We start from the raw sequence: 22,889 nt of genomic DNA, 5'->3' as shown, positions 1-22,889 counted from the left end.
AGCGGCTGCTTTTAAAAACAGCACCTTCCGCTATTATTTTGAATTATTGATTCAGAAATTCCTGTGCAACTGACCCAATTCCTTCACCATTCAGCTTATAATGTTTATATAAATAATAAGGTTTTCCTATCAAAGAATATTCATCGTAGAAACCATGGCGTTTGAATTTACAGTTGATTCCTGATTCCATAAGCACTTCAGATACGGCGCTGCCCAGTCCTCCTTGAATATTGTGTTCTTCCACTGTCAATATGGCACCTGTTTCTCTGGCTGCATTGTAAACAGCTTCCGTATCCATTGGTTTTATCGTGTGCATATCAATAACCCGAACTGAAATGTTCTCTTCAGAAAGCTCTTCAGCAGCTTTTAACGCTTCATTAACTTCAATTCCGCAAGCAATGATGGTTAAATCTGTTCCATCTCTGAGAATGTTTGCTTTTCCAATTTTATTTTGCACATCACTTGCTTCTTTTTGATAAACCGGCTCTTCACGTCCGCGGCTGACCCTGAAGTAAATCGGACCTTGGTATGATTTAACCGACTCTTCTACCATCTCCGCCAAAGCTGCTCCATCAGCTGGGGATATGACAGTCATATTTGCCATAGCACGTGTGATGGAAATATCCTCTGTCGCATGGTGAGATGAGCCGTAAAAGCCCATTGCAATACCTGTATGTGTACCAACCAAGCGCACATTCTGATTGGTATAAGCGACAGCTGTACGGATATTTTCAGCTGCAAGCACCCCTAAAAAAGAGGCGTAGGTCGCAACAAAAGGTGTTTTTCCAGTACTGGCCAAACCTGCTGCTGCTGTAACCATGTTTTTTTCAGCAAGACCGAAGTTAAAAAAGCGGTCCGGAAATTCCTTGCCGAAATCCCAGAGTCTAGTCGGTTTTCCGAGATCGGCACAAAGCGCGACAACCTCAGGATGATCGTCACCCAATTTTGCCAGTTTTTCACCGACCGTCAATTGCTTGGATGATTCCATACTCTTATATAATTCCCAGGTATCTTTATGAAAAGTTGTTGCAGCCATACTTTAGAAGCCTCCTTTTATTTCTTTGATAGCTTTTTTCATATCATCTTCACCTAGATTCGCAACGTGCCATTCATAACCGTGTTCCATAAATGAAACCCCTTTACCGGCTACAGTATCACAAATGATGACGGTTGGAATCTCGGAATCCGGAGAAGGCAAATTGTCAAATGTCTCAATTAAAGCCTCAACATCATGACCGTCAACTTCCACTACATTCCAGCCAAAACTCTGCCATTTTTCTTTAATCGGATTAACATTCATTAATTCTTCTGTCACGCCGTCAACGGTCACTTTATTATTGTCGATAATCGCAATAAGGTTACCTAACTTGTGATTAGGTGCACTCATTGCCGCTTCCCAGACTTGTCCTTCCTGCAGTTCGCCATCCCCCATCAGGATATAGGATCTATAATTTTTGCCATCTACCCGGGCGCCAAGTGACATTCCGACACCTACAGATAACCCGTGCCCGATAGAACCTGAGCTGAAGTCGATACCTTTAATTTTGTTCATGTCAGGATGATCGCCGAATGGACTTCCCACATCTGTATAAGTCTCTAATTCCTCTTTTGGGAAGAATCCAACATCAGCCAAAATCGGATACATACCGACGGCCGAATGACCTTTTCCCATAACGAAGCGGTCTCGATCTGCCCACTGCGGGTTTTTCGGATCATAATTCATAACGTGATAATATAACGTGGCAAATATTTCAGAGCTTGAAAAAGACGATCCATAATGACCACTTTTTGCCTTAGCAATCAAGTTAATGGTTTCAAGTCTGGACATTTTTGCTTTTTCTTTGATTAAATCTATCTTTTCCTTGGAAACTGAGGTTTTCTTAACCATCTTATCCCTCCTGAAGTTTGGTTAATCGATTAACTTACTTAAAGCTTATGTTAGTATGAAAGCGATTTTTTGTCAACAAAAATTCTAAAACTTTTATTTAATTCGAGATTAATAGCCCTTTCTCGATCTTATTGATAAATGAGTTCAACTGAGCTAAAATGGGGTTATGCTACCATCCGGTAAAAGGTTTAACTTTTGGGAGGAACCTATGAAAGTTACAATGAAAGATATCGCAAAAGAAGCAAATGTATCGACAGCCACTGTCTCGCACGTCATTAACGGTACAAAGCAAATATCGGAAGAAAAACACAGAAAAATTAAAGCTATCATAAACAAATACAATTATGTGCCGAATTCCACAGCCAAAAATCTCAGGAAAAATAAGACCATAACTGCTGGTCTGGTCGTATCCAGTTTCCGGGATTCTTTCATATCCCAAATGGTCTATGGCGTTGAGGAGCGGGCAAGAGAGCATGGCTATCAGATTCTGCTTGTAAATACAAATGAAGATAGGAATTATGAGGAAGAAGTCATCAGTTCACTGCATGCCAGAATGGTTGATGGGGTCATTCTTTCACCAACTTCGAGTGATATTGGTTACCTGAACAAATATACAAAAAATGATTTTCCCACTGTACTTGTGAATCGCTATGATCCTGTTGCTGAGAATACGCCTAAAGTGACCGGTGACGACTATCAGACAGGGTTCGATGCAACACTCCATTTGCTGGATCACGGTCATCAAAAAATTGGTGTTATCTATGCCGTTCCAAATGTTTCAACAACGAACGAACGAATCAGAGGATATAAAGACGCCTTAAAAAAGTATCATTTACCGTTCAACGAGCATTATTTGGAACTCGGTTACGCCACGGTAGATGGAGGAGAAATTGCTGTCAACTCGCTGCTGGAACGCGAAGAAGATATTACAGCTGTTTTTATACTTAATGACCTTATGACAATAGGTGCCATTTCTAAACTGAAAGAATTGATGATAAAAATACCGGAAGACGTGGCGATCATAGGATTTGGAGACTTTGCATCAGCAGGCATTATCGCCCCGCCGGTAACAAATATTGCACTCCCGGCGGATACCATTGGAAAAACTGCTTTTGACGCACTACTGAATAAAATCAATAACTCTGAATACATGAAGCATATTGAACTCCCGCCATCCATGATTTTAAGAAAATCGTGCGGATGTTAGAAAGAAACAGCTTAATAGTTTAAAAGAAAGTACTAAACCTGTTCTTCAATTTCTCTACAAGTATGCAGAAGGCCCCCTCCCCCCTCCTCTGCATACCCAAATACGCTTTTCTTTACAATCGCCTCAAACAAAGCTATCATAAACTCAATTCATTTCGTAGAGTTTCAGGTGTCCTGTCGCTTATTAGAGTGATAGGCGTCAGTAACCTGCCATTCAGTCCTAAGGGGGGAGTGTACATGACACAGAATTTCGAACAATCTGACATGCTGAAACGATTACCCGAGCAATTTTTTGCCAAGCTTGTTGGCAGAACACAGGAATTCAAACAGCAGGGACATGATGTCATTAACCTTGGTCAGGGCAACCCCGATTTGCCGACACCGGATCACATCATTCAAGAGGTGCAGGAAGCTGCCAAAAATCCAGCTAATCATAAATATGCGCCTTTTCGGGGATTCCACTACTTTAAAGAAGCCGCAGCCAATTATTATAAGCGCGAATATGGCGTCTCCCTCGATCCGGAAACGGAAATTGCTGTTTTGTTCGGGGGCAAAGCCGGTTTGGTGGAGATAAGCCAATGCCTCTTGAACCCGAATGACACAGCACTTTTACCAGATCCGGGATACCCGGATTATATGTCAGGTATTGCTATGGCGGATGCCGACCCATATTTCATGCCATTGCAAAAGGACAATCACTTTCTGCCGGATTACAGCACGATTCCTGGAGAGACGCTGAACCAGGCGAAACTGATGTTTTTAAATTACCCGAACAACCCGACCGCTGTCACCGCCAATAAAGATTTCTACGATGAAACGGTTAAACTCGCCAAAGATCATCACATTTGTGTCGTGCAAGATTTTGCATACGGTGCGTTGGGTTTTGATGGTCAAAAACCGCAAAGCTTCCTCCAGTCTGAGGGGGCAAAAGATATCGGCATCGAAATCTATACATTATCCAAAACGTACAACATGGCCGGATGGCGCGTGGCTTTTGCTGCTGGAAATCCTTCTGTCATAGAAGCGCTTAATAAAATTCAGGATCATATGTATGTCAGTTTGTTTGGTGCTATACAGAGCGCTGCTGCCAAAGCACTGAACAGTGACCAAAGCGCGGTTCAGCGGCTGATCGATACATATACTGAGCGTCGTGATCGGTTCATCCGTGCAATCCGTGAAATCGGATGGGACGTGGACACACCGGAGGGATCATTTTTCGCATGGCTCCCCGTCCCGTCAAACTATACATCCGAGGAATTCTCCAACCTATTATTGGAAAACGCACATGTCGTTGTCGCACCGGGACGGGGTTTTGGCAAGTATGGAGACGGCTACGTGCGGGTCGGGTTACTCGAATCAGCAGAGCGTCTTGAAGAAGCGGCAGCCCGAATCGGACGACTGGGGATTTTTAGAAAGGGGGAATAGGAATTGACAAATGTTATTGATTTGCAGGATGTTTCCTGGAGACGAGAACAGGAAAATATTTTATCCGATATCAATTGGTGTGTTGAAAAAGGCGAGCACTGGGCCGTTTTAGGGTTAAACGGTTCCGGAAAAACATCATTGTTAAATATCGTGACCGGCTATTCCTGGCCAACAGCCGGTCACGTCCGTGTTTTAGACCAGCCTTTTGGAAAAATTGACATCCGCGAACTTCGCAAATCAATTGGCTGGGTTAGCTCATCGCTTCAAGAGCGAATCAAGGAGACTGAACGTGCTGAAGATATAGTCGTCAGCGGCAAATACGCATCGATTGGGCTGGCATATGAGGAACCAGCCGAAGCGGATTTTGAAAAAGCATTCCAGATAATGGATCAGATGCGGTGCAATCATTTGATCGGCCGGACTTACAAGACGTGCTCACAGGGCGAACGGCAAAAACTTCTCATCGCCAGAGGGCTGATGGCATCACCTGACCTGCTGCTATTGGACGAATCAACGAGCGGCCTTGACTTCATCGCACGCGAGGAACTCCTTTCTGCCATTCAGGAGCTGATCAAACAGGCCGATTCACCGACGATTATTTTTGTCACCCATCATATTGAAGAAGTGCTGCCTGAATTTTCTCGTACCCTGCTGCTTCGTGATGGGGCAGTTTTTGCAAAAGGGACAAGCAAGGACATTCTGACCGGCGACAGCCTTTCACAGTTTTTCGGAATGCCGGTTAACGTTGAATGGCGCCATCAGCGGCCATGGGTGTCGCTGGATGAATGATGTTTTGAAAAATAACAGCTGCTCCTAGCCTTGCTGGGACAGCTGTTTGCTTTTGTCGATGATGTTTTGGTTCTTCTGCTGATGTCTTTGTTCTTCTGTCGATGTTCTCGCTCTTCTGCTGATGTTTTCGTTCTTCTGCCGATGTTTTCGCCCTTCTGACAATGTTCACCTTCTTCTGCTTGTATTTTCTCAAAGTGTTTCCGATTTACACAAAAGTCGCATCATGTTTATAAAAGCTCAAAGCAGGCAAAACACAAATAAAACCTTTGTGCGGGGTGAAAATGTGAACAAGAAATCAGATGATTCGACTAGGACTAAAACTGCTCGTGAAGAGTTTGAAGAGCAGAAAAAGTTCATGGACGAGCCGCCTGACGAAGATTTAAAAGAGGAATTAAAAGATGAGAAGAAAAAATTCAAATCCAAGCAACCGCCAAAGAATAAGCGAAAGCATAAAAACGACCAAAACGATTCAAAATAGTTCAACGCAACAGTTGATAACCCTCCTGCCTCAGCCGTTCGCTCTGGGGTCTGAGGGTTTTAATATGTTCCCCCCTAAGTGTTAAACCCAATGCTTAATGAACGAACCAACTGTAAGAGCATAAACAGCATGTGCGACTGTCCAGTACGTCCAAGCCATCAGATCCATTACCACTGGCGGGCGATCGGTTAACCCCGTTAATGCATATAAAATCGCGCTGCCACCCGTGTAAATAGCAAAATAAACTAACATCGACCGTTCAAGCCGAAATAGTTTGAGTATATAAAATAGCGCGACAACACTGACGATGCAAAACACAAAATGAAATGCAACCCCACCGAAATTCGCCGGTCCCCAGTCCGGCATCATAGGAATATAATCCGTATTAAACAACAATACATAAGCCTGACTGCCTGTAACAACCTGGACAATTTTTAATAAAACGAGAAGAATAATGCCGGCCACAATTCCAATTATACTCAACTTCAATACCCGCTTCATTATAATCCACCTACTTCACGATAAGAACTGTGTTTTAATTTATTCCCGTGGCGCATGATGTTAAACGGCTTAAAATTGTATCGGGAAGGGTGATTTTCTCCATTAATTCTGACGAGAAAAATAAAAAAACGCACGCCGCTAAAATTGCGACATACGTCTTTTCATAGATATCATGACTTCTCCTTACTGATCATGCCATGGACTTTTTCAACTTCATCATCGGATACCATCAGATAATAAATACCCTCTATATTCGTTCCGCTGCCTTTCATCTGATAGCTCGCAATATTTTTCCGGGTATTACGGTAACCGTTAAACAATTTTTTCATATCGTCAAAATCCATATTGGTTTTCATATTGTTCCCGAGAACATCGATGTAATCATTAATTTTCGTGACCGAACCAATTGAGGCACCGCGCTCAATAATCCCCTGAATAACTTTCCTCTGGCGTTCGTTCCGCCCAAAGTCACCATTTGGATCCTGTTTACGCATACGGACATAAGCCATCGTCTTCTCTCCGTCCATCTCAACAGAACCCGGACTAAAATTATACTCTCCATCATTCCAGGCAATTTCGTTATCGACAGTGATCGTACCAAGCTTATCGACCAGTTCCTTAAGTCCTTCCATATTCATGCGGACATAGTGATCCAGCTCGATATCCAGGAAATTTTCGACTGTCGCAACGGACATATCACTGCCGCCGAATGCGTACGCATGATTGATTTTATCCTTGAACCCCTTGCCTACGATCGTCGTTCGTGTGTCACGCGGAATGCTGACAAGTTGCATCGAGTCATCTTTTGGATTCAATGACAGCACCATCATGGCATCCGACCGTCCACTGTCATGTTCACGCTCATCCACACCAAGCAACAGTATATTCAACGGCTTGGATGCTTCCATTTTTTTCTGTGTGGTCTTACGGTCAATCGAATCAACCGGTTCATGCATCTCCTCATTCACCGTGTCCTTGGCATTGCCATAGATGGAAACAGCGTAAACTCCAATGCCGGCAACCAGTACAGCCATAGCAGCTATTGTTATTTTCAGCCAGCGTCTTTTTGGTCTTTTTCGATCTATTCTCTTTTCATTCACTTTCTCGTCCCCCGATAGATTATCTGTTTAGCATCTTTTTAAACGAATCTTTAAATCTAGTCGTACATTGTCATATTATCTCACAATATCACTAATTTTTTAAGGGCAAATTGAAGACAGTGTCAAACTCTCTGTCCTAACTTCATGTTTTTTTATGAAACAAAACGGTTATCCTTTATATAGAGTAAAACTTCATTCAGTGGGATGATTTTCCCTTCAGATATTTACGAGCAGTAACCCGCCGTTGTTTGGCGGGTTACTGACCGTTAAGGCAGGATAATATAGTACCGAGATTAAGGAGGCTGTCATTTATGGATCCAAGAAATATGCAGAATGGAAGCACCCCGAGACAAAAACAGATCAAGCAGCCCGGGATTGAATCGGATATGACTCCGCGTCCCGCCCAGCCGACAGAATACCAGGGCACGGGAAAACTGCAAGGAAAAAGTGCCTTAATAACAGGCGGTGACAGTGGCATCGGACGTGCCGTTTCCATACTATACGCCAAAGAAGGCGCCAATGTGGCAATTTCCTATTTGGATGAACATAACGATGCCGAAGAAACAAAGGAGATGGTTGAAGCAGAAGGTGCGCAATGTCTCTTGCTGCCCGGTGATGTTAAAGATGATCAACATTGCATCGATATCGTGGAAAAGACTGTGGAAGCATTCGGCAAGCTGAATATATTGGTGAATAACGCCGCCATTCAATAAGTACGCGAAGATTTACTGGACATTTCTTCCGAGCAATTTGAGGAAGTTTTCCGAACCAACTTCTTTTCCCATTTTTATACAACAAAAGCAGCAGTCCGTCACATGCAAAAAGGTGATGCGATCATCAGCACATCATCCATTAATGCGTACCGCGGCAACCCGATTTTTATGGATTATTCCGCAACAAAAGGTGCCGTCACAGCGTTCACACGAAGCATTGCGCAAAGCCTGGCCAAAAAAGGCATCCGAGCAAACGCGGTAGCTCCCGGTCCGGTATGGACACCGCTGATTCCGTCTTCATTCAATGAGGATGGGGTTGAAACGTTTGGACAGGACAGTTTAATGGAAAGACCCGGCCAGCCCTCCGAACATGCCTGGGCCTACGTTATGCTTGCAGCAGATGAGTCTTCCTACATGACCGGACAGGCGATTCATATTAATGGCGGGTCGTGGACTTCGTCGTAGTGAATCATGAGACAAGGTGTCTGTTGCCTTCTCTCTTTTTTTGCTTCTTTCGCCCATTGCAATTTTCCCCTTTCAAACATTTACTATTATAAATGCACATTTGAAGGGGTTGAACATGTTGAACAAAAAGCTTAAAAAATTTGTGGATGCCTTGCCGATACCAAAAACATTAAAACCAGTTCACAAGGACAAAAATGAGGCGTATTATGAAGTGCAGATGAGGGAATTCCGCCACAAGATGCACCGTGATTTAAGACCGACACGGCTGTGGGGCTACAATGGTCAATTTCCCGGCCCTGTCATCGATGTCAATCACGGTGAACCGATTCAGTTAAAGTGGGAAAACAAGCTTCCAGACAAACATATTTTGCCGATTGACAAATCGTTTCATCATCTTGATAAACTCCCAGAAGTCCGCACCGTTACACATTTGCATGGCAGTGAGACAAAACCGGAAAGTGACGGATATCCTGAAGCATGGTATACGAGAGACTTCCGGAAAACAGGGCCTGAATTTAAAACCGGGGTCTATCATTATCCCAACAGCCAGCGCGGCGCCACACTATGGTATCACGACCATGCGATGGGCATTACCAGACTGAACGTTTATGCCGGCCTGGCAGGTATGTATATTATCCGGGATGAACAGGAAAGATTTATGAAGCTCCCTTCAGGCGACTATGAAATCCCGCTTATTATCATGGATAGATCATTTCATGATAATGGCGACCTGTTCTACCCGTCACAGCCGGATGACCCTCAGGAAAACTGGCCAAATCCGTCCATTAGACCATTCTTTAATGGTGAAACAAACGTCGTAAATGGGAAGATATGGCCGTATTTGGAGGTGGAGCCGCGAAAATACCGCTTCCGTATCTTGAATGCCGCCAACACACGTGCTTATCAACTTTACCTTGATTCAGGCCAGTCATTTTATCAAATCGGGTCAGATGGCGGTTTAATACAGAAAACTGCCAAACTAGATAATTTAGCCATTGAATCGGCCGAGCGGTTTGATGTGATCATCGATTTTTCCGATCATGAAGGGGAAACCATTCCATTGAAAAATAACCTTGGACCAGATGCCGACCCTGAAGACGAAACAGATGATGTCATGCAATTTAACGTCAGTCTGCCTTTATCATCTGAAGACAGAAGCAGAATCCCCCGGAATTTAACACGTATCCCTTCACTCAGGCAAAATAATATCCAGCGTATTCGAAACTTGAAACTTGTCGGTTCGACTGACAGCCTCGGCCGGCCATTATTACTGCTGAATAATAAAAAATGGGTGGACCCTGTTACAGAAACGCCTAAACTGGGCTCAACCGAAGTCTGGTCATTCATCAATGTCACAAACTTTACCCACCCCATTCATATTCATCTGATTCAATTCCAAGTTCTGGACCGGCAGCCATTCGACCTTGACCGTTATAACAAAGATGGGAATATTATGTTCACAGGCCCGCAAGAACCACCAAAAGCAAATGAAAAAGGCTGGAAAGACACCGTGGCAGCACCAGCAGGGCAATTCACACGCGTTATCGCTAAATTCGGGCCATTTCCAGGTGACTACGTGTGGCATTGCCATATACTCGAGCATGAGGATTATGACATGATGCGTCCAATGAGTGTGATTGACAGGGATAGGCGGGGATAGAAAGTCTGCCGTTAGGCTTTTTCCTTCCGATGAAACGAATCGCTTACACCAGTATTGAGTCTATTCAAAGGAATAAGCAAGCCGTCTTGACAGATGTATAAATATCGGATAAGTTTGAAAAAAGTAATCCACTATTATAATTCGTTAAAAGGATGGCAGAATATGCGTTTTAAAACGACAGATTTATGTGATGACTATTCAAAAGAATTAGCTATCTGCAATCAACCGTTTATTTCCTATGGAATGAAAAAAGCATTCGCCGGCCCGATTTCCACTGTTAAAGTGCGGGAGGATAATGTACTTGTAAGAGAATCACTTGAGACAATTCCAGAAGGTCATATCCTTATTGTGGATGGTGGAGCATCCAGGAATTGTGCATTACTAGGTGATCGCCTTGCCAGCATCATAAAAGACCGCAATCTTGCGGGGGTTATTATTTATGGATGCATCCGCGACTCCGCAGATATTGCCCAAATGGACGTCGGTCTCCTTGCGCTTGGAACAAACCCCCTAAAAAGCAACAAAAATGGAGAAGGTGAAAAGGATATCACCCTGACATTTGGAGAAGTAGAGTGGGAACCTGGGAATTTTGCATATGCTGATGAAGACGGAATTGTTATTTCAGAGAGAAAGCTGATTTAAGCGGTAGTTTGATTCACGAAATTTATAAATCCATCCGCCCTTAGAAAGGCAGATGGATTTCCTGCTTTACAACTGTTTTAACTTCACACCACGGCACAAATCGATTTACCGCCGTTCAGCACTCTGTCAACTTCCTGTGCGATCAGCATGGCTGTCCGGGACTGCGCTTCATCGGTCAAACCGGCAATGTGCGGGGATAACCGGATGGATTCTTCACGAGCAAGCGGTGAATCCTTCTCAACCGGTTCCTTTTCAAGCACGTCAAGGTACGCACCGGCAATCTGTTCCGACTGAACCGCCTCAATCAGATCCTGTTCATGGACAATACCGCCTCTGGCTGAATTGATCACGTAGGCATGCGATTTCATCAGTGGAAAATTGTCTTTGTTGATCATATGTTTAGTTGCTTTGGTCAACGGAACATGGACTGAGACAAAATCCGATTCGCTGAGCAGTTCATCAAGTGTCTCCGCCGGACGGACTCCCGTCTCCGCCAGGACATGATCAAAAGGCGCAACGAACGGGTCATAGCCAATGACATCCATGCCAAACGCTTTTGCCCTCCTGGCTACACGGTTTGCAATTTCGCCCATTCCGACAAGTCCAAGTGTCCGCTTATTCAACTCATAGCCCGTGAAAAACTTGCGATCCCAGTTTCCACGGCGCACATCAGCATCGGCATCAGAGAGTGGTCGGGATGCATCGAGCATTGCTGCCATCACATATTCCGCAACAGAAGTGGCATTCGCATTTTTAGCAGCTATCACCGGGATGTTTCGTTCTTTTGCCGCTTCCAGATCAATGTTATCCAAACCAACACCAAGCCGTCCGATAACTCTGGCGTTTTTCGCAGCATCAAGAAATTCAGGATCGACCCTCGTTTCATTCCGTACAATCAGAGCATCATAATCCGGCAACAGTCTCAGCAACTCTTCTCTTTTCCGGCTAAGCTCCCTATCGTAATCAACAGAATAACCAAGCCTTCTGAGTTCTTCAATGCCGTCTTGCCACATCAGTTCAGTCACGAGTATTTTCATAAGCATTCACTCCTTGAATAGTGGTCAACTTGTCTATGTATCTATTTCTGATTTTTCCATAATTCAAACATTATTGCAACGATTTGACCTGCCCCTTATTGAATATATGCGAGGGGTGGGAGGAGGATTCTTATGACAAAATTCAGCTTTTGCAATGTTAAGACTCACTTCTCCTGAACCCTTTGTATTTTAGTCCTAAAACGGATATGATAAGATAAAAATTATAATAATTATTACTTTTGTATAAAGTGAGGCTGGATAAATGCGAATTGCAGGTATCTCCGGCAGTATTCGTGAGGATTCGTACAACAATTTGCTGCTGGAAAACATCAAGGAACGTTACGCAAATGACTTTGATTTGGAAATTGTCAAAATCGGCAAGCTGCCACTGTTTAATCAGGTAGAAGAACTCGATCCGCCCGAGGTGGTCAAAACGTTTAAAAATCAAATTGCCGAATGTGACGGTGTCCTTATTTCCACACCTGAATATAACTGGTCTGTTCCAGGTGTCCTAAAGAACAGTCTGGACTGGCTATCACGCGGCGAACGCCCGATGATCGGCAAACCAGTCATGGTTGTTGGCGCATCAATCAGTCTGATGGGAACAATCCGCGCCCAAATGGACTTACGGCGCATATTGAGCGCTCCAGGCTTATCTGCAAGTGTCCTGCCACCTTCTCAAAGTGAAGTTCTCATCACACAGGCTCATGATAAATTTGATGAAGACGGCAAGCTGACGGACGAAGTAACTTTAGCCGTTGTAGAAAAAGCTGTGAAAAATTTCAGCGAGATGCTGAATAAAGGATGATTTAAGCGCACGGGTGTTGCTTCAACTCATGCAGGAGCTTTAGAACGCGGAGAAGACCGATCTAAATGCGTCCGGAGAAAGCAAATACGCCAATTTGTGCGGGAAAATCGTCAAATTAAATGGAGGATAGCTCCGGCTTGTGCAGAAAACGTGTGGAGTTGAGCGGGACGTCTTTAGAGATGTGCGAGACGGGAACTAACTTGTGCGGAATCGTCGTAAACTTATGCGAAAACCCCATCAACTTGTGCGGGAATGGCCTTAACTTGAGCAGGAAACTCAAGAACTTGTGCGACAGTCTTCCAAACTTGTGCGACGACTGTAACAACTTGTGCGGGGAAATTCCGGCGCGCAGCCTTAAATTCATCACAACAATAAAGGAACAGGAATGCTTCAACCTCCCTGTTCCTTTTCTTAATTATTCTCTTGGTATGCCTTCAAGCCATTTATCAACTTGATCAGGGTTATTCTCAATATAGTCCTGAACGACTTTTGCAGGATCCTGATCTTCCGCATGAACTTTCGGCATCATTTCGTTAATCATATCATAGTTTTCATTATATTGCTCGAGCACTTTGTAGGCTCTTGGAGCGTCTTCTTTCAAACCTTTGCGTGCTACCGTATAGATCTGGTCACCTTCTCCGCCATAGACTTCCTTTGGATCCTCAAGCATTTTCAAATCCATTGTTCCGAAAATCCAATGCGGCTTCCAAAGCGGTACAATAATCGGCTCTTTATTCTCAGCGGCTGACTGCAGTGTCGTAAGCATTGCCGCTTCTGAGCTTGATGTCAGTTCCCAATTGTCGAGACCATACGCCTCAAATGCCTCTTGGGTATTTTGCATAATCCCGGCTCCTGGATCAATTCCAGTAACAGTCCAGTCGACCGACTTACCAAGTTCCTCATTACCCTTCAAATCTTCAATTGAATTGATATCTTCCATGTAGCTCGGGACACCCAGAGCCAATGGTGCCTTATCAAGAACTTGCTTGACTTTAACAATATCTTCGCTGTATTTTTCCCAGTACGGAGCATGTGTTGCTGGCAGCCATGCGGATGTATGGAAATCAGCTGAGCCATCGGCAACACTGGACCACATCGCCCCTGCCTCTACCTGTTTCAACTCAACATTGTAGCCGACCATTTCAAGCAGTGCTCCAAGCATATGTGTACTAACCGTCTCCCTTGCCCATGCCACGTAAGGCTGGGTCAATTCTTTCTGCCCCACTTCTGGTCCTTCACTTGTTTCTTCTGAGCCTTCATCATTTGAAGAACCGGAGTTTTCTGCTTCCCCGCTACCTCCACCGCATGCAGCTAGAAACATGATGAGGACAAGGCCAAAGACCGCCAAACCAAATTTAAATTTACGATCTCCAAAAATAATAATACCCCCTTAAATGATTTTATACTTGTACATCTCCAGGGAATTCAGAATCGTGAGTAAATCACCCCTGGAAAAAGACAACTCTTGTTATCATATCAAAGATAGTACATTTGACCTAATTAGTATTTTAAAGATATTGCAAGTATAAAAAATCATTCACACGATAACAGAATCTAAATGGCTTTATTCAATAATTTCTCCTAGATATACAGCAATCCGCCTGATTATGAAATTTTATCATTATCTATGAAAATAGTCGTTTCTCATCGATGCTGTTGCTATTAATTTGAGCCAATACGTTTCGCTTCCTTCCTCGCCGGTAGTTTCATCACCAGCAAACCACTCCGATACAGAAAGCAAAACAGATCAGCGCAACCAGATGCAAGTGGCCAGTATCCATATGCTCGTTAAACGTAAGACCCAGTAGACTGGAAGATAGTATGGCTCCAATATAACGGCTTGTCTGGTACAGCCCGGATGCCGATCCGGTTTCTTCCGGACGCACATTCTCAAAAAGTGCCGTTTGTGTCGTGATATTATTAAACCCCTGGCTCATGCCAAGAATCGACATGATGATCATCAGCCAGACCAGCGGTGATGCCTCATAATACGTGAGGAGCAGGCCGGTACCGCTCAATAAGAAAGATGCCCATATGCCACAAGTTAAGGGAAAGTAATGCTTGCTTATGATGAAGGCGGTGCCGTAGAGGAAGTGATTAATAAAGGATTGGAAGCTCACACTGAAAACAGCATTACCAACCCGGATGAATTGCGCAGCCGTCTGGCAGCTGTCCGCGAAGACGGCTACGCTATCAGTACAGAAGAATTTCGGGAAGGCATTAAATCAGTTGCCGCAACAATCCGTGACCATACCGGAAAAGTTATCAGTGCGATCACAGTGGTCGGACCGCTTCAGCGGATGACAAACAACAAAACCCCCCACATCAAAAAAAAAGTCATGGCAGCTGGAAAAGAAGCATCCGAACGAATGGGGTATGATGAGCGATATTTTAAACAGCTGGGAAGATTGCACCGTTAACGAAATCACATTGATTTGATATCAGAGACTTGCTTAAGGATAGGTGTTTGCGCGCTCACTTAAATACAGGTTTCATGCGCGATTTGGGTCTGCTCTCGCACGAGTTTTAGGCTTCCGCCGCACGAGTTTAGGCTGTCGTCGCACAAGTCCAGAACTCCTAGTATCTTTCAAAGCTAACAGAGCAGCCCACCAGTATACTGCTCTGTTTTTGAATAACACCACAAAACCCCATCTGCCTTACCACAGGCAGATGAGGTTTTGTCTACTCCTCTGACTTCGTAATCAGTACAGTACCGTCTTCTATTTGGATAGTTGCTCCAGGCATTGCATAATCACGAAGCCAGTCATTCGCATGGATACTCAGCACATAGCCGTTGTCGGGGATTTCGGAATCGTTGCCGCCACGCTTTGTAACGGTACCATCAACAACCGTTACTTCGTAGCCCCACTGATTTGTTCCGGTGGATTCACCATGTTCAGGCGTATATTGAATCAATTCTCCACCCCCGCGGGACGTGTTAACACCATCCAGCTCGCGGTACTCGACAACATTGAGCTCACCCCACATACTATCGATCAGGAATGGTTTAATCACTTGCTCACCAATCTTTTGCGGCATTTTATTAACCTGGATCATTAAATCTCTCAGTTGAGCCTGATATTCATTTGCTTGATCTGCCTGTCCGTTTTTCTTTGCCATTAGATACTTAACAGCAACTTCACCTGCATTCCCATAGACATCAAGATTATTTAAATATGGGTTAGCCGCTTCAAGAAAACCTTCATGATCAATACTTTTGCGAGCATTTACAGCGACTTGCTGCAGATTTTCAAACGTAGCAATCAGTTCCTCTGAAGCCTGGTCGGCATCATTACCATTATATTGCTCCCAGAATGCATCAATTTGCGGTTGCAATGTCATTTCCAATGATGGCAATGTCAGCACGCTTTTAATCAAAAATGGCTTTATAACGCCTTGTCCCATTTTTTGCGGGATTTTTTCGAATTGGTTAAATAACGTCATAAGTTTTTCCCTGTATCTCTTATCCGATTGACCTTCTTTTTGTTCCGTAAGATAGTTAACTGCAGCCTCGCCGGCTTCACCGTAAAGTTCCAATTTATCCAAGTAAGGGTCTATTTCCTCAATGAATTTGTCATTATCCATCTGCTGCCGAAGTTTTCCCGGAACACTCTGCAGATTCCTGAATTCATCCCTAAGTGCGTCCGCTTCTTCTTCAGCATTATCAGATACATAAGCCCGCCAGAAATCCTCGATTAATGGTGTCAATGTCAGGGATTCTTTTTCATTAAGCGGTGAGGAATAGGAATTCTCGGCAAACTTTCTGAGTACGTCTGCTGCATCACCGCCAAACGACTGAATGCTGCGCTCCCATGATTGCTTAGGTTCATAGTCAGCAGGATTCCATGTATAGTCCGCAATTGTATACAGTGGTATTTTTGAAGCTTCTGCCTCATTCATTGGGTTTGATGTTAAACCAACAACGCCGTGTTCCACTATATCAGCATCCCGTTTAACGAGCGGGCCAAAGAACAGACTGTTGCGGTCAAAATCGTTTACCGGATAATTATCCCACAGCAACAAGTCATGCTGAAAAATATCCCAGACCTTTTCCGTTCCTTCTGAAGTGATTTGTTCGGAAACCACTTTCGGGCCAGTCCACATAACTATGGTGTCATCATTAAGCATGTCAGCAAATTGCTCACGGTAATCGGTTGTGCCATTACCGGAGTAATCTGTCGGAACCATGATCAATCGCTCCGCTCCTTCATGCGTCTGGATAAATTCCTCGGAAAACCGGTTCAGCAGATAGGCATGGGCTGCAGCAACCGGAGCCTCTTCGTCACCGAATTTCTCCTGATCCTTGTCACAGTGCAGATTTTTACTGATATCATCCAAGAAAATGGCATAAGACCGGACACCCAGATCCCACATTTGCTCCATTTTCTGCTTCAGCAATCCAAAATCCTCGTCGCCTGAGTAGCAGATTGATTGACCGGGTGACAAAGAGAAAGTGAAATTTACATGATTTTCGTTTGCCGTATCTACCAGTTCCTTTATACGTGTCAATTCTCCCTCAGGATAAGGCTCGCGCCAGTTTTCCCGGTGATATGGGTCATCTTTAGGTGCGTAAATATATGTGTTCATCTTATTCTCACCGTAAAATTCCAGCTGGCTCAATCTGTCCTCATGTGTCCATGGCGGACCGTAAAAACCTTCAATCGACCCGCGAATCGGCATCTCCGGCCAGTCACGGATTTCCACCTGAGGTATCCAATCCCTGCCGGTTCGTTCCTTGATTATTTGGCTGAATGTTTTAGCAGCATAATAGGTTCCGGTCTTATCTTTCCCGGCAAGAACGATTTGCTTATTTTTCTTATGTGCATACAGAACGTAGCCTTCGTCCGCCAGTTCTTCCGGTCCTTGTACACCATGCCGTTCCAGAGCATTTACAGAACCTTGATTTTCGGAAGGGCCGCCTATAAAAATAGTTACAGGCGTATTTACTTTTTCACCTGGATTTTTTTGGATGATCGATTTCACATCTGCGTTTTCCAGAGCGCTAATGACTTCATTGACTGCCTGTTCATCCGTCCCTTCCCCTACTACAACGCCAACTTTGGGTGTCAAAGGAAAGCCTTTACCCGTTCTATTCACTTCCTGTGGTTTAGGGTTAACCGTAAGTTCTTCTTCATCTGCTGCTGATACATTGCTGATGCCATTTAACGCTGACAGACACAGCAACAAAATGGGTATCAGCACCAAATACTTACTCCAATTATTCAAAATGACGCCTCCTCTGATTATTATTTGCTGATAACTCTATTTAATACGTTCGCTATCAACTATAAAAAACATAGTGATACAGCCAAAGGATTGATAGAAAGCCCTTTCAATTTATCACGATGCCTTACTGCGTCAGTCACGTATACTCTATTTGAATTTATTAATAAATGATAACATTCATATAATTGAAAATGAATATGAAAAAGGGACTATTTTCGATGAGCAGCAGGACAAATATCTTGTCCTGTATTAAGCAGACCATCTCCTTATACCTATTATCGAACTAAATATGCATTTGGGGGCTTAGGATTAAAAAATATTTATGTAAATTTCCTCTCTGATCCCCCCTTTTTCAGATTTTCTTCGATTATAAGGGTAAGGAAATCTATTTACTGGGAGACTGACTGATCTATTAATGGAAAACACACGCCTATTCCAGCAGCAATCTCATCAACATTTTATAAAATAATTAAGTGTTTTTACCAGCCAACTTGGGAATAAATAACTGGGACATAGCTAAAAAGGAGTGTTGCATCATGAGTGAAAGAATATTTATAAGCCCTGCCAAGTATGTTCAGGGGAAAAACGCCATACAAAATATCGGACAATACGTGAAAGATATCGGTGAACAGACCGTCGTCATATCGGATGAAACGGTTTGGGATATCGCCGGGAACGATGTTGTCGAACAGCTTAAACAGGAAAACATAAAAGCCGAAGAAGTTGTTTTTAACGGCGAAGCTTCCAAACAGGAAATTAATCGGATTACGGAGTTAGCAGATAAAGCGAGTGCGTCTGTCGTGATCGGTGTCGGGGGCGGTAAAACGCTCGATACCGCCAAAGCCGTATCGGATGAAGTGAACGGATATGCCGTGATCGTTCCGACAACCGCCTCAACAGATGCACCAACGAGCGCGCTTTCCGTAGTCTATTCTGATGACGGCGTCTTTGAAGGGTATCGCTTCTATAACAAGAATCCGGACTTGGTCGTTGTTGATACAAAAGTTATTGCAGGTGCCCCGCCTCGTTTCCTTGCATCAGGGATAGCCGATGCCCTTGCCACATGGGTCGAAGCCCGCAGTGTCATCAACGCAGACGGCAATACAATGGCAGGCGGAAGCACATCAATTGCCGCACAGGCGATTGCCGAAAGATGTGAGGAAACGCTATTCCAGTATGCACATCTTGCCTATGAATCGGTCCAGGCAAAATCGGTTACACCAGCACTGGAATCAATTGTAGAAGCCAACACCCTACTCAGCGGTTTAGGCTTTGAAAGCGGCGGCCTCGGAGCTGCGCACGCCATCCACAATGGCTTCACAGCACTAAAAGGTGATATTCACCACTTGACACACGGTGAGAAAGTCGCATTCGGCACACTTGTCCAGCTCACTCTGGAAAAACACAGTATTGACGAAATTGAGCGTTATATCGAATTGTACGTCAGCCTTGGACTGCCGATCACCCTGGAAGACATCAAGTTAAAGGATGCTTCACACGATGACATTATGAAAGTGGCTGAAGCAGCAACATCAGAAGGCGAAACCATCCACCAGGCCTTCGACGTCACAGCAGACGACGTGGCCGATGCTATCTATGCAGCCGATCAATATGCAAAGGCCTATAGAGACAAACATGCCGAATAAGGCTTGTTGTAATTGAGACGAGAGTTCAACACGTCGTCCAAAAAACTTGCCCCGAACACTACACTCGCTGACGTTCGGGGCCTTCTCATTCCTATGACGTTTTCAATCGCTTTTCCTCTTGCGCTTCCTGTTTATCCATCCGGTTGTTTTTCAAGAACATGTAGAACGATGCGCCGAATATGATGACATAGCCAATCACACTGAGCAGTGTCGGAATTTGCCCGAACAGTACAATGCTTAATAGCGCCGAATAAACGACCGTTGAATAAAAGAAAATCGAGATTTCATTGGCCGGCGCAAACTTATAGGCAAGCGTTATACCAAATTGCCCCACCGTCGCACACGCTCCTGCCAATAGCAGCAATACCCATTGCTGCCAGCTCATCGGTTCATAAAGGAAAACTGTGAACGGCAGAAGCACAATTGTTGTGAAAAACGAGAAATAAAAGACGACTGTGTAATACTTTTCCTTATTGCCCAGAACACGGAGAAGCGTGTAGGCACCAGCTGCGAAAATCGCTCCGATCACCCCGACGATATAAGGGAGAATTTCCACGGAAAATTGCGGCTGTATGATAAACAGTGCACCGATAAACGCTACAAAGATAGCGACAACCTGAAATTTACGCGCCTTCTCCTTCAGGAATATCGCACAAAAAATAATCAGGATGAACGGGCTAAGCTTATTCAGCATCTCAGCGTCGGATAAAACAAGACGATCGATGGCATAGAAATTAGCCACAATACCAACTGCCCCAAGTGCTGAGCGGGACAGCAGCAGCTTCTGGTTCTCTTTTTTCCCGAATATCCTTTCATTATGACGCAAAACAAAGCCTAATGTTATGATAGCTGCTACTATATTACGAAAAAAAGCTTTCTGCACGGTCGGTAAATCACCGGATAGCTTAACGAGAGCCCCCATAAGGGAAAAACCAAGTGCAGAAACCAATAATAATAGAATACCTTTATTGCGATCAGACATCTGCTGTTCCTCCAATTAGTGAAACGTAATTCATTAAGGCGTTCATGCCCATACTCCCGTAACCCGGGGCGATATCGGCACCAGATAACAATCCTAATACAAAATCACAAGATTTGAAAGGAACTTGCTTAGCCGATCGCTGCTTGAATTAATCAAATCCAGCCGTCAGCGCTTTTTTCCCTATACAATAAGTCTATAAATACTTCCAATGACTTTGTCCGAAACGGTGTTTGGGTTATGATTGAAAATTGCCTTGAAAACGGAAGACCATTCACCTTTATAATTTTTAGATCCCCGTTCTTCAGTTCCTTCTGAATGGCCCATTGGGATAACAGACTGATGCCCAGCCCGGCTTCTACGACTTCCTTAATGGATTGCGTGCTGCCAAAATTGATTTTCTTTGATGGCACAATGCCGATTTGCTTAAACATTTTTTCAGTTGCTTCACGGGTGCCCGAACCCGGTTCACGGACAACCCATGTTTCCTGCTCCAGCTCACTTATAGCCACATAACCTTCACGCTGGGCCATTTCAAGTGCCGGTGAAGCAACGACAACCATATAGTCCTCTGCAAAATCTTCAATTAGCAAGTGCTTATCTTTAAAATTACCTTCTACAATGCCGATATCAAGCTGATGGCTTGTAACTAAACTGGCAATTTTGGCTGTATTACCGATCGTCAAATCCGGCTGAAGTTCAGGGTAAGCTTTTTGTAGAGTCGCCAGTATGCGCGGCAATACATATTCACCAAACGTGTAACTGGCCCCAATCGAAAGTGGCCCTTTTGCCTGATTCATTAAGTCATCGATCAGATTTTGCGTTTTATCGTAGAGCCCCAGAATTTCCTTGGCGTGATGATAGACAATTTCCCCGGCTTTATTTAAGCGAACGTATTTGTTTGTTCTTTCCAGCAACTTGGTACCGAATTTTTCCTCAAGCGTGCGAATGTACTGGCTGACGGAAGGCTGTGTCATATGAAGCTCTTCAGCTGCACGAGAAAAGTTTTTTCTTTCGACTGTAACAACGAACACTTTCAGATATTGATCCATTTTTCTATCACCCCGACTATCGTCATTTACTCTATGATCATATTATCACGATTTTTTATCATCATCATTATAATAATTTATTTCTCTTATCATAGAACCTCCTTTATTCTGGAGATAGGAGGTGCTGCTGTTATGACTTTAGAAAATGCAACCACTCAGACGGAGCTGCCGACTCAAGAGCCTGAGGAACCAAAACCCTCTAATCAAAAAAAATACTGGATTGGCGGTGTTGCTTTTACATTTTTTATCGCACTCTTGGGCTATCTGCTTGCTCTTGTCCCTGGCTTTGCATATGTCGGCCAGCTCGCCTGTGCTATTATAATTGCGATTGCTTACCGGCAAATTTTCGGCTATCCGGAAGCTATAAGGGCCGGCGTGACATTTTCAGCCAAAAAACTGCTCCGATTAGCCATTATTCTATATGGACTCAGATTAAATATTAATACTGTGCTCAGTGACGGGCTGGGATTGCTTCTGCGGGATGCAGCAGTGATATTATTTGCGATTCTTTTAATGGTTTGGCTTGCGAAAGTGTTTAAAGCGGACACATCAATTTCGTTGTTGTTGGGTGTGGGAACCGGCGTGTGCGGAGCAGCTGCCATCGCTGCCGTTGCACCAATCGTCAAGGCAAAGGATGAAGATACAGCAATCGGTGTTGGCATCATCGCTTTAATGGGGACGATTTTTTCGATTGTTTATATATTATTACGCCCAATCCTCCCCCTTTCGGCTATCGATTATGGTATATGGTCAGGAATAAGTCTGCATGAACTCGCGCATGTTGCACTCGCAGCTGACCCTGCAGGAGGAGACGCACTGGCGATGGCCCTGCTGGCAAAACTAGGGCGTGTATTTTTACTCATTCCATTATGCTTTATCTTCATCTACATTATGAAAGTTAAAAACAAAGGAACAGATCAGTCAAAAACCAAAGTCGCTTTCCCATGGTTCTTGCTCGGATTTATTGTGCTTAGTATCTTTGGTACGTATGTACTTGGAAATTATATCCCAGTATCTGAAGGAACAATGAACGGTGTCTATTCACTGACAACATGGCTGTTGACAGCTGCAATGGTTGGCCTTGGTCTCAGCGTAAGTTTCAATGATTTGCGCACGAAAGCAGTAAGGCCATTGATTGCAATGATCATAACATCTGTTCTTTTATCTGTTTTTGCATTTATTATTGTTTGAAGGAATACCTGTTCAATAGAAAGTAACAAAACACTGTAAAATTCATTTCCCTTATATAATCTTAAATCTTCTGCTATACAAAA

The 22,889-nt window shown here is 44.0% G+C and carries 21 protein-coding genes and 1 pseudogene; 11 read left to right on the top strand and 11 right to left on the bottom strand.

Annotated elements, in window-relative coordinates:
* Window positions 1–43 precede the first annotated feature (43 nt).
* Both ON01_RS15385 and ON01_RS15380 read right to left on the bottom strand, forming a co-directional pair.
* Window positions 44–1,036 carry a transketolase family protein gene (locus ON01_RS15385; RefSeq protein WP_010531971.1) on the bottom strand — a complete coding sequence of 331 codons (993 nt, stop codon included), beginning with the start codon at window positions 1,034–1,036 and terminating at the stop codon, window positions 44–46.
* 3 nt (window positions 1,037–1,039) lie between these two features.
* Entirely contained in the window at window positions 1,040–1,888 is an 849-nt protein-coding gene (locus ON01_RS15380) for a transketolase (protein WP_010531970.1), read from the bottom strand.
* A 208-nt stretch (window positions 1,889–2,096) separates the two neighbouring features.
* Between ON01_RS15380 and ON01_RS15375 the strand changes: the two genes are divergently transcribed.
* The 3 genes from ON01_RS15375 (at window position 2,097) to ON01_RS15365 (ending at window position 5,308) form a co-directional block, all read left to right on the top strand.
* A complete protein-coding gene (locus ON01_RS15375; RefSeq protein ID WP_010531969.1) occupies window positions 2,097–3,095 on the top strand; it encodes a LacI family DNA-binding transcriptional regulator in 999 nt (332 codons plus the stop codon).
* Window positions 3,096–3,331: 236 nt separating this feature from the next.
* Window positions 3,332–4,519: a pyridoxal phosphate-dependent aminotransferase gene (locus ON01_RS15370; RefSeq protein WP_010531968.1), complete on the top strand. Its 1,188-nt coding sequence runs from the start codon at window positions 3,332–3,334 to the stop codon at window positions 4,517–4,519.
* Window positions 4,520–4,522: 3 nt separating this feature from the next.
* Window positions 4,523–5,308, top strand: a complete 786-nt coding sequence (locus ON01_RS15365) for an ABC transporter ATP-binding protein (protein WP_010531967.1) — start codon at window positions 4,523–4,525, stop codon at window positions 5,306–5,308.
* Window positions 5,309–5,332: 24 nt separating this feature from the next.
* On the opposite strand, the gene ON01_RS19625 is transcribed toward ON01_RS15365, so the two are convergent.
* Window positions 5,333–5,470 carry a hypothetical protein gene (locus ON01_RS19625; protein ID WP_175284968.1) on the bottom strand — a complete coding sequence of 46 codons (138 nt, stop codon included), beginning with the start codon at window positions 5,468–5,470 and terminating at the stop codon, window positions 5,333–5,335.
* 121 nt (window positions 5,471–5,591) lie between these two features.
* Here ON01_RS19625 and ON01_RS15360 point away from each other — a divergent pair, with 121 nt between their 5' ends.
* Window positions 5,592–5,786: a hypothetical protein gene (locus tag ON01_RS15360; protein ID WP_040912579.1), complete on the top strand. Its 195-nt coding sequence runs from the start codon at window positions 5,592–5,594 to the stop codon at window positions 5,784–5,786.
* Window positions 5,787–5,867: 81 nt separating this feature from the next.
* On the opposite strand, the gene ON01_RS15355 is transcribed toward ON01_RS15360, so the two are convergent.
* Both ON01_RS15355 and ON01_RS15350 read right to left on the bottom strand, forming a co-directional pair.
* Complete coding sequence (locus ON01_RS15355) at window positions 5,868–6,287, bottom strand: hypothetical protein (protein ID WP_010531965.1); 420 nt, start codon at window positions 6,285–6,287, stop codon at window positions 5,868–5,870.
* A 170-nt stretch (window positions 6,288–6,457) separates the two neighbouring features.
* Window positions 6,458–7,387 (bottom strand): LCP family glycopolymer transferase, encoded by a 930-nt coding sequence (locus ON01_RS15350; RefSeq protein WP_010531964.1) that lies wholly within the window; start codon window positions 7,385–7,387, stop codon window positions 6,458–6,460.
* 311 nt (window positions 7,388–7,698) lie between these two features.
* On the opposite strand from ON01_RS15350, the pseudogene ON01_RS15345 reads away from it, so the two are divergent.
* The 3 genes and pseudogenes from ON01_RS15345 to rraA all read left to right on the top strand — a co-directional run bounded on the left by ON01_RS15345 (window position 7,699) and on the right by rraA (window position 10,867).
* Window positions 7,699–8,565: pseudogene (locus tag ON01_RS15345) on the top strand (SDR family oxidoreductase).
* Between the two features lie 115 nt (window positions 8,566–8,680).
* A complete protein-coding gene (locus tag ON01_RS15340) occupies window positions 8,681–10,225 on the top strand; it encodes a multicopper oxidase family protein (RefSeq protein WP_010531961.1) in 1,545 nt (514 codons plus the stop codon).
* Window positions 10,226–10,387: 162 nt separating this feature from the next.
* A complete protein-coding gene (rraA, locus tag ON01_RS15335; protein WP_010531960.1) occupies window positions 10,388–10,867 on the top strand; it encodes a ribonuclease E activity regulator RraA in 480 nt (159 codons plus the stop codon).
* A gap of 83 nt (window positions 10,868–10,950) precedes the next feature.
* Here the strand turns inward: rraA and ON01_RS15330 are convergent, their stop codons facing one another.
* On the bottom strand, window positions 10,951–11,904 hold the full coding sequence (locus ON01_RS15330; protein ID WP_010531959.1) for a hydroxyacid dehydrogenase: 954 nt from the start codon (window positions 11,902–11,904) through the stop codon (window positions 10,951–10,953).
* Between the two features lie 262 nt (window positions 11,905–12,166).
* Here ON01_RS15330 and ON01_RS15325 point away from each other — a divergent pair, with 262 nt between their 5' ends.
* A complete protein-coding gene (locus ON01_RS15325; RefSeq protein WP_010531958.1) occupies window positions 12,167–12,712 on the top strand; it encodes an NADPH-dependent FMN reductase in 546 nt (181 codons plus the stop codon).
* Between the two features lie 415 nt (window positions 12,713–13,127).
* Here ON01_RS15325 and ON01_RS15320 read toward each other — a convergent pair whose 3' ends face one another.
* Both ON01_RS15320 and ON01_RS15315 read right to left on the bottom strand, forming a co-directional pair.
* Window positions 13,128–14,033, bottom strand: a complete 906-nt coding sequence (locus ON01_RS15320; RefSeq protein WP_050901132.1) for a glycine betaine ABC transporter substrate-binding protein — start codon at window positions 14,031–14,033, stop codon at window positions 13,128–13,130.
* A 388-nt stretch (window positions 14,034–14,421) separates the two neighbouring features.
* Complete coding sequence (locus tag ON01_RS15315; RefSeq protein WP_010531956.1) at window positions 14,422–14,730, bottom strand: MFS transporter; 309 nt, start codon at window positions 14,728–14,730, stop codon at window positions 14,422–14,424.
* Between the two features lie 39 nt (window positions 14,731–14,769).
* On the opposite strand from ON01_RS15315, the gene ON01_RS15310 reads away from it, so the two are divergent.
* Window positions 14,770–15,132, top strand: a complete 363-nt coding sequence (locus ON01_RS15310; protein ID WP_010531955.1) for an IclR family transcriptional regulator — start codon at window positions 14,770–14,772, stop codon at window positions 15,130–15,132.
* Window positions 15,133–15,394: 262 nt separating this feature from the next.
* On the opposite strand, the gene ON01_RS15305 is transcribed toward ON01_RS15310, so the two are convergent.
* Window positions 15,395–17,938, bottom strand: coding sequence for a glycoside hydrolase family 84 protein (locus tag ON01_RS15305; protein WP_010531954.1), 2,544 nt, complete (start codon window positions 17,936–17,938; stop codon window positions 15,395–15,397).
* 536 nt (window positions 17,939–18,474) lie between these two features.
* On the opposite strand from ON01_RS15305, the gene ON01_RS15300 reads away from it, so the two are divergent.
* Window positions 18,475–19,584, top strand: coding sequence for a glycerol dehydrogenase (locus ON01_RS15300; RefSeq protein ID WP_010531953.1), 1,110 nt, complete (start codon window positions 18,475–18,477; stop codon window positions 19,582–19,584).
* Window positions 19,585–19,675: 91 nt separating this feature from the next.
* Here the strand turns inward: ON01_RS15300 and ON01_RS15295 are convergent, their stop codons facing one another.
* Together ON01_RS15295 and ON01_RS15290 are read right to left on the bottom strand one after the other, a co-directional pair.
* Window positions 19,676–20,566: a DMT family transporter gene (locus ON01_RS15295; protein ID WP_010531952.1), complete on the bottom strand. Its 891-nt coding sequence runs from the start codon at window positions 20,564–20,566 to the stop codon at window positions 19,676–19,678.
* 152 nt (window positions 20,567–20,718) lie between these two features.
* A complete protein-coding gene (locus tag ON01_RS15290; protein ID WP_010531951.1) occupies window positions 20,719–21,615 on the bottom strand; it encodes a LysR family transcriptional regulator in 897 nt (298 codons plus the stop codon).
* A 132-nt stretch (window positions 21,616–21,747) separates the two neighbouring features.
* Here ON01_RS15290 and ON01_RS15285 point away from each other — a divergent pair, with 132 nt between their 5' ends.
* Window positions 21,748–22,806 carry a YeiH family protein gene (locus ON01_RS15285; protein ID WP_010531950.1) on the top strand — a complete coding sequence of 353 codons (1,059 nt, stop codon included), beginning with the start codon at window positions 21,748–21,750 and terminating at the stop codon, window positions 22,804–22,806.
* Window positions 22,807–22,889: the final 83 nt, after the last annotated feature.

This window comes from Lentibacillus jeotgali (assembly GCF_000224785.1).
GTDB classification, from domain to species: domain Bacteria; phylum Bacillota; class Bacilli; order Bacillales; family Amphibacillaceae; genus Lentibacillus; species Lentibacillus jeotgali.
The sequence above is the reverse complement of the archived record's forward strand: the minus strand, read 5'-3'. Positions and strand labels throughout refer to the sequence as shown.

Coding starts and splice junctions, on each gene's coding strand:
- ON01_RS15325 (WP_010531958.1), top strand. CDS start 12,167: ATGCGAATTGCAGGTATCTCCGGCAGTATTCGTGAGGATTCGTACAAC.
- ON01_RS15295 (WP_010531952.1), bottom strand. CDS start 20,566: ATGTCTGATCGCAATAAAGGTATTCTATTATTATTGGTTTCTGCACTT.
- ON01_RS15330 (WP_010531959.1), bottom strand. CDS start 11,904: ATGAAAATACTCGTGACTGAACTGATGTGGCAAGACGGCATTGAAGAA.
- ON01_RS15310 (WP_010531955.1), top strand. CDS start 14,770: ATGCTTGCTTATGATGAAGGCGGTGCCGTAGAGGAAGTGATTAATAAA.
- ON01_RS15375 (WP_010531969.1), top strand. CDS start 2,097: ATGAAAGTTACAATGAAAGATATCGCAAAAGAAGCAAATGTATCGACA.
- ON01_RS15370 (WP_010531968.1), top strand. CDS start 3,332: ATGACACAGAATTTCGAACAATCTGACATGCTGAAACGATTACCCGAG.
- rraA (WP_010531960.1), top strand. CDS start 10,388: ATGCGTTTTAAAACGACAGATTTATGTGATGACTATTCAAAAGAATTA.
- ON01_RS15355 (WP_010531965.1), bottom strand. CDS start 6,287: ATGAAGCGGGTATTGAAGTTGAGTATAATTGGAATTGTGGCCGGCATT.
- ON01_RS15385 (WP_010531971.1), bottom strand. CDS start 1,036: ATGGCTGCAACAACTTTTCATAAAGATACCTGGGAATTATATAAGAGT.
- ON01_RS15285 (WP_010531950.1), top strand. CDS start 21,748: ATGACTTTAGAAAATGCAACCACTCAGACGGAGCTGCCGACTCAAGAG.
- ON01_RS15380 (WP_010531970.1), bottom strand. CDS start 1,888: ATGGTTAAGAAAACCTCAGTTTCCAAGGAAAAGATAGATTTAATCAAA.
- ON01_RS15320 (WP_050901132.1), bottom strand. CDS start 14,033: ATGTTTCTAGCTGCATGCGGTGGAGGTAGCGGGGAAGCAGAAAACTCC.
- ON01_RS15340 (WP_010531961.1), top strand. CDS start 8,681: ATGTTGAACAAAAAGCTTAAAAAATTTGTGGATGCCTTGCCGATACCA.
- ON01_RS15290 (WP_010531951.1), bottom strand. CDS start 21,615: ATGGATCAATATCTGAAAGTGTTCGTTGTTACAGTCGAAAGAAAAAAC.
- ON01_RS15300 (WP_010531953.1), top strand. CDS start 18,475: ATGAGTGAAAGAATATTTATAAGCCCTGCCAAGTATGTTCAGGGGAAA.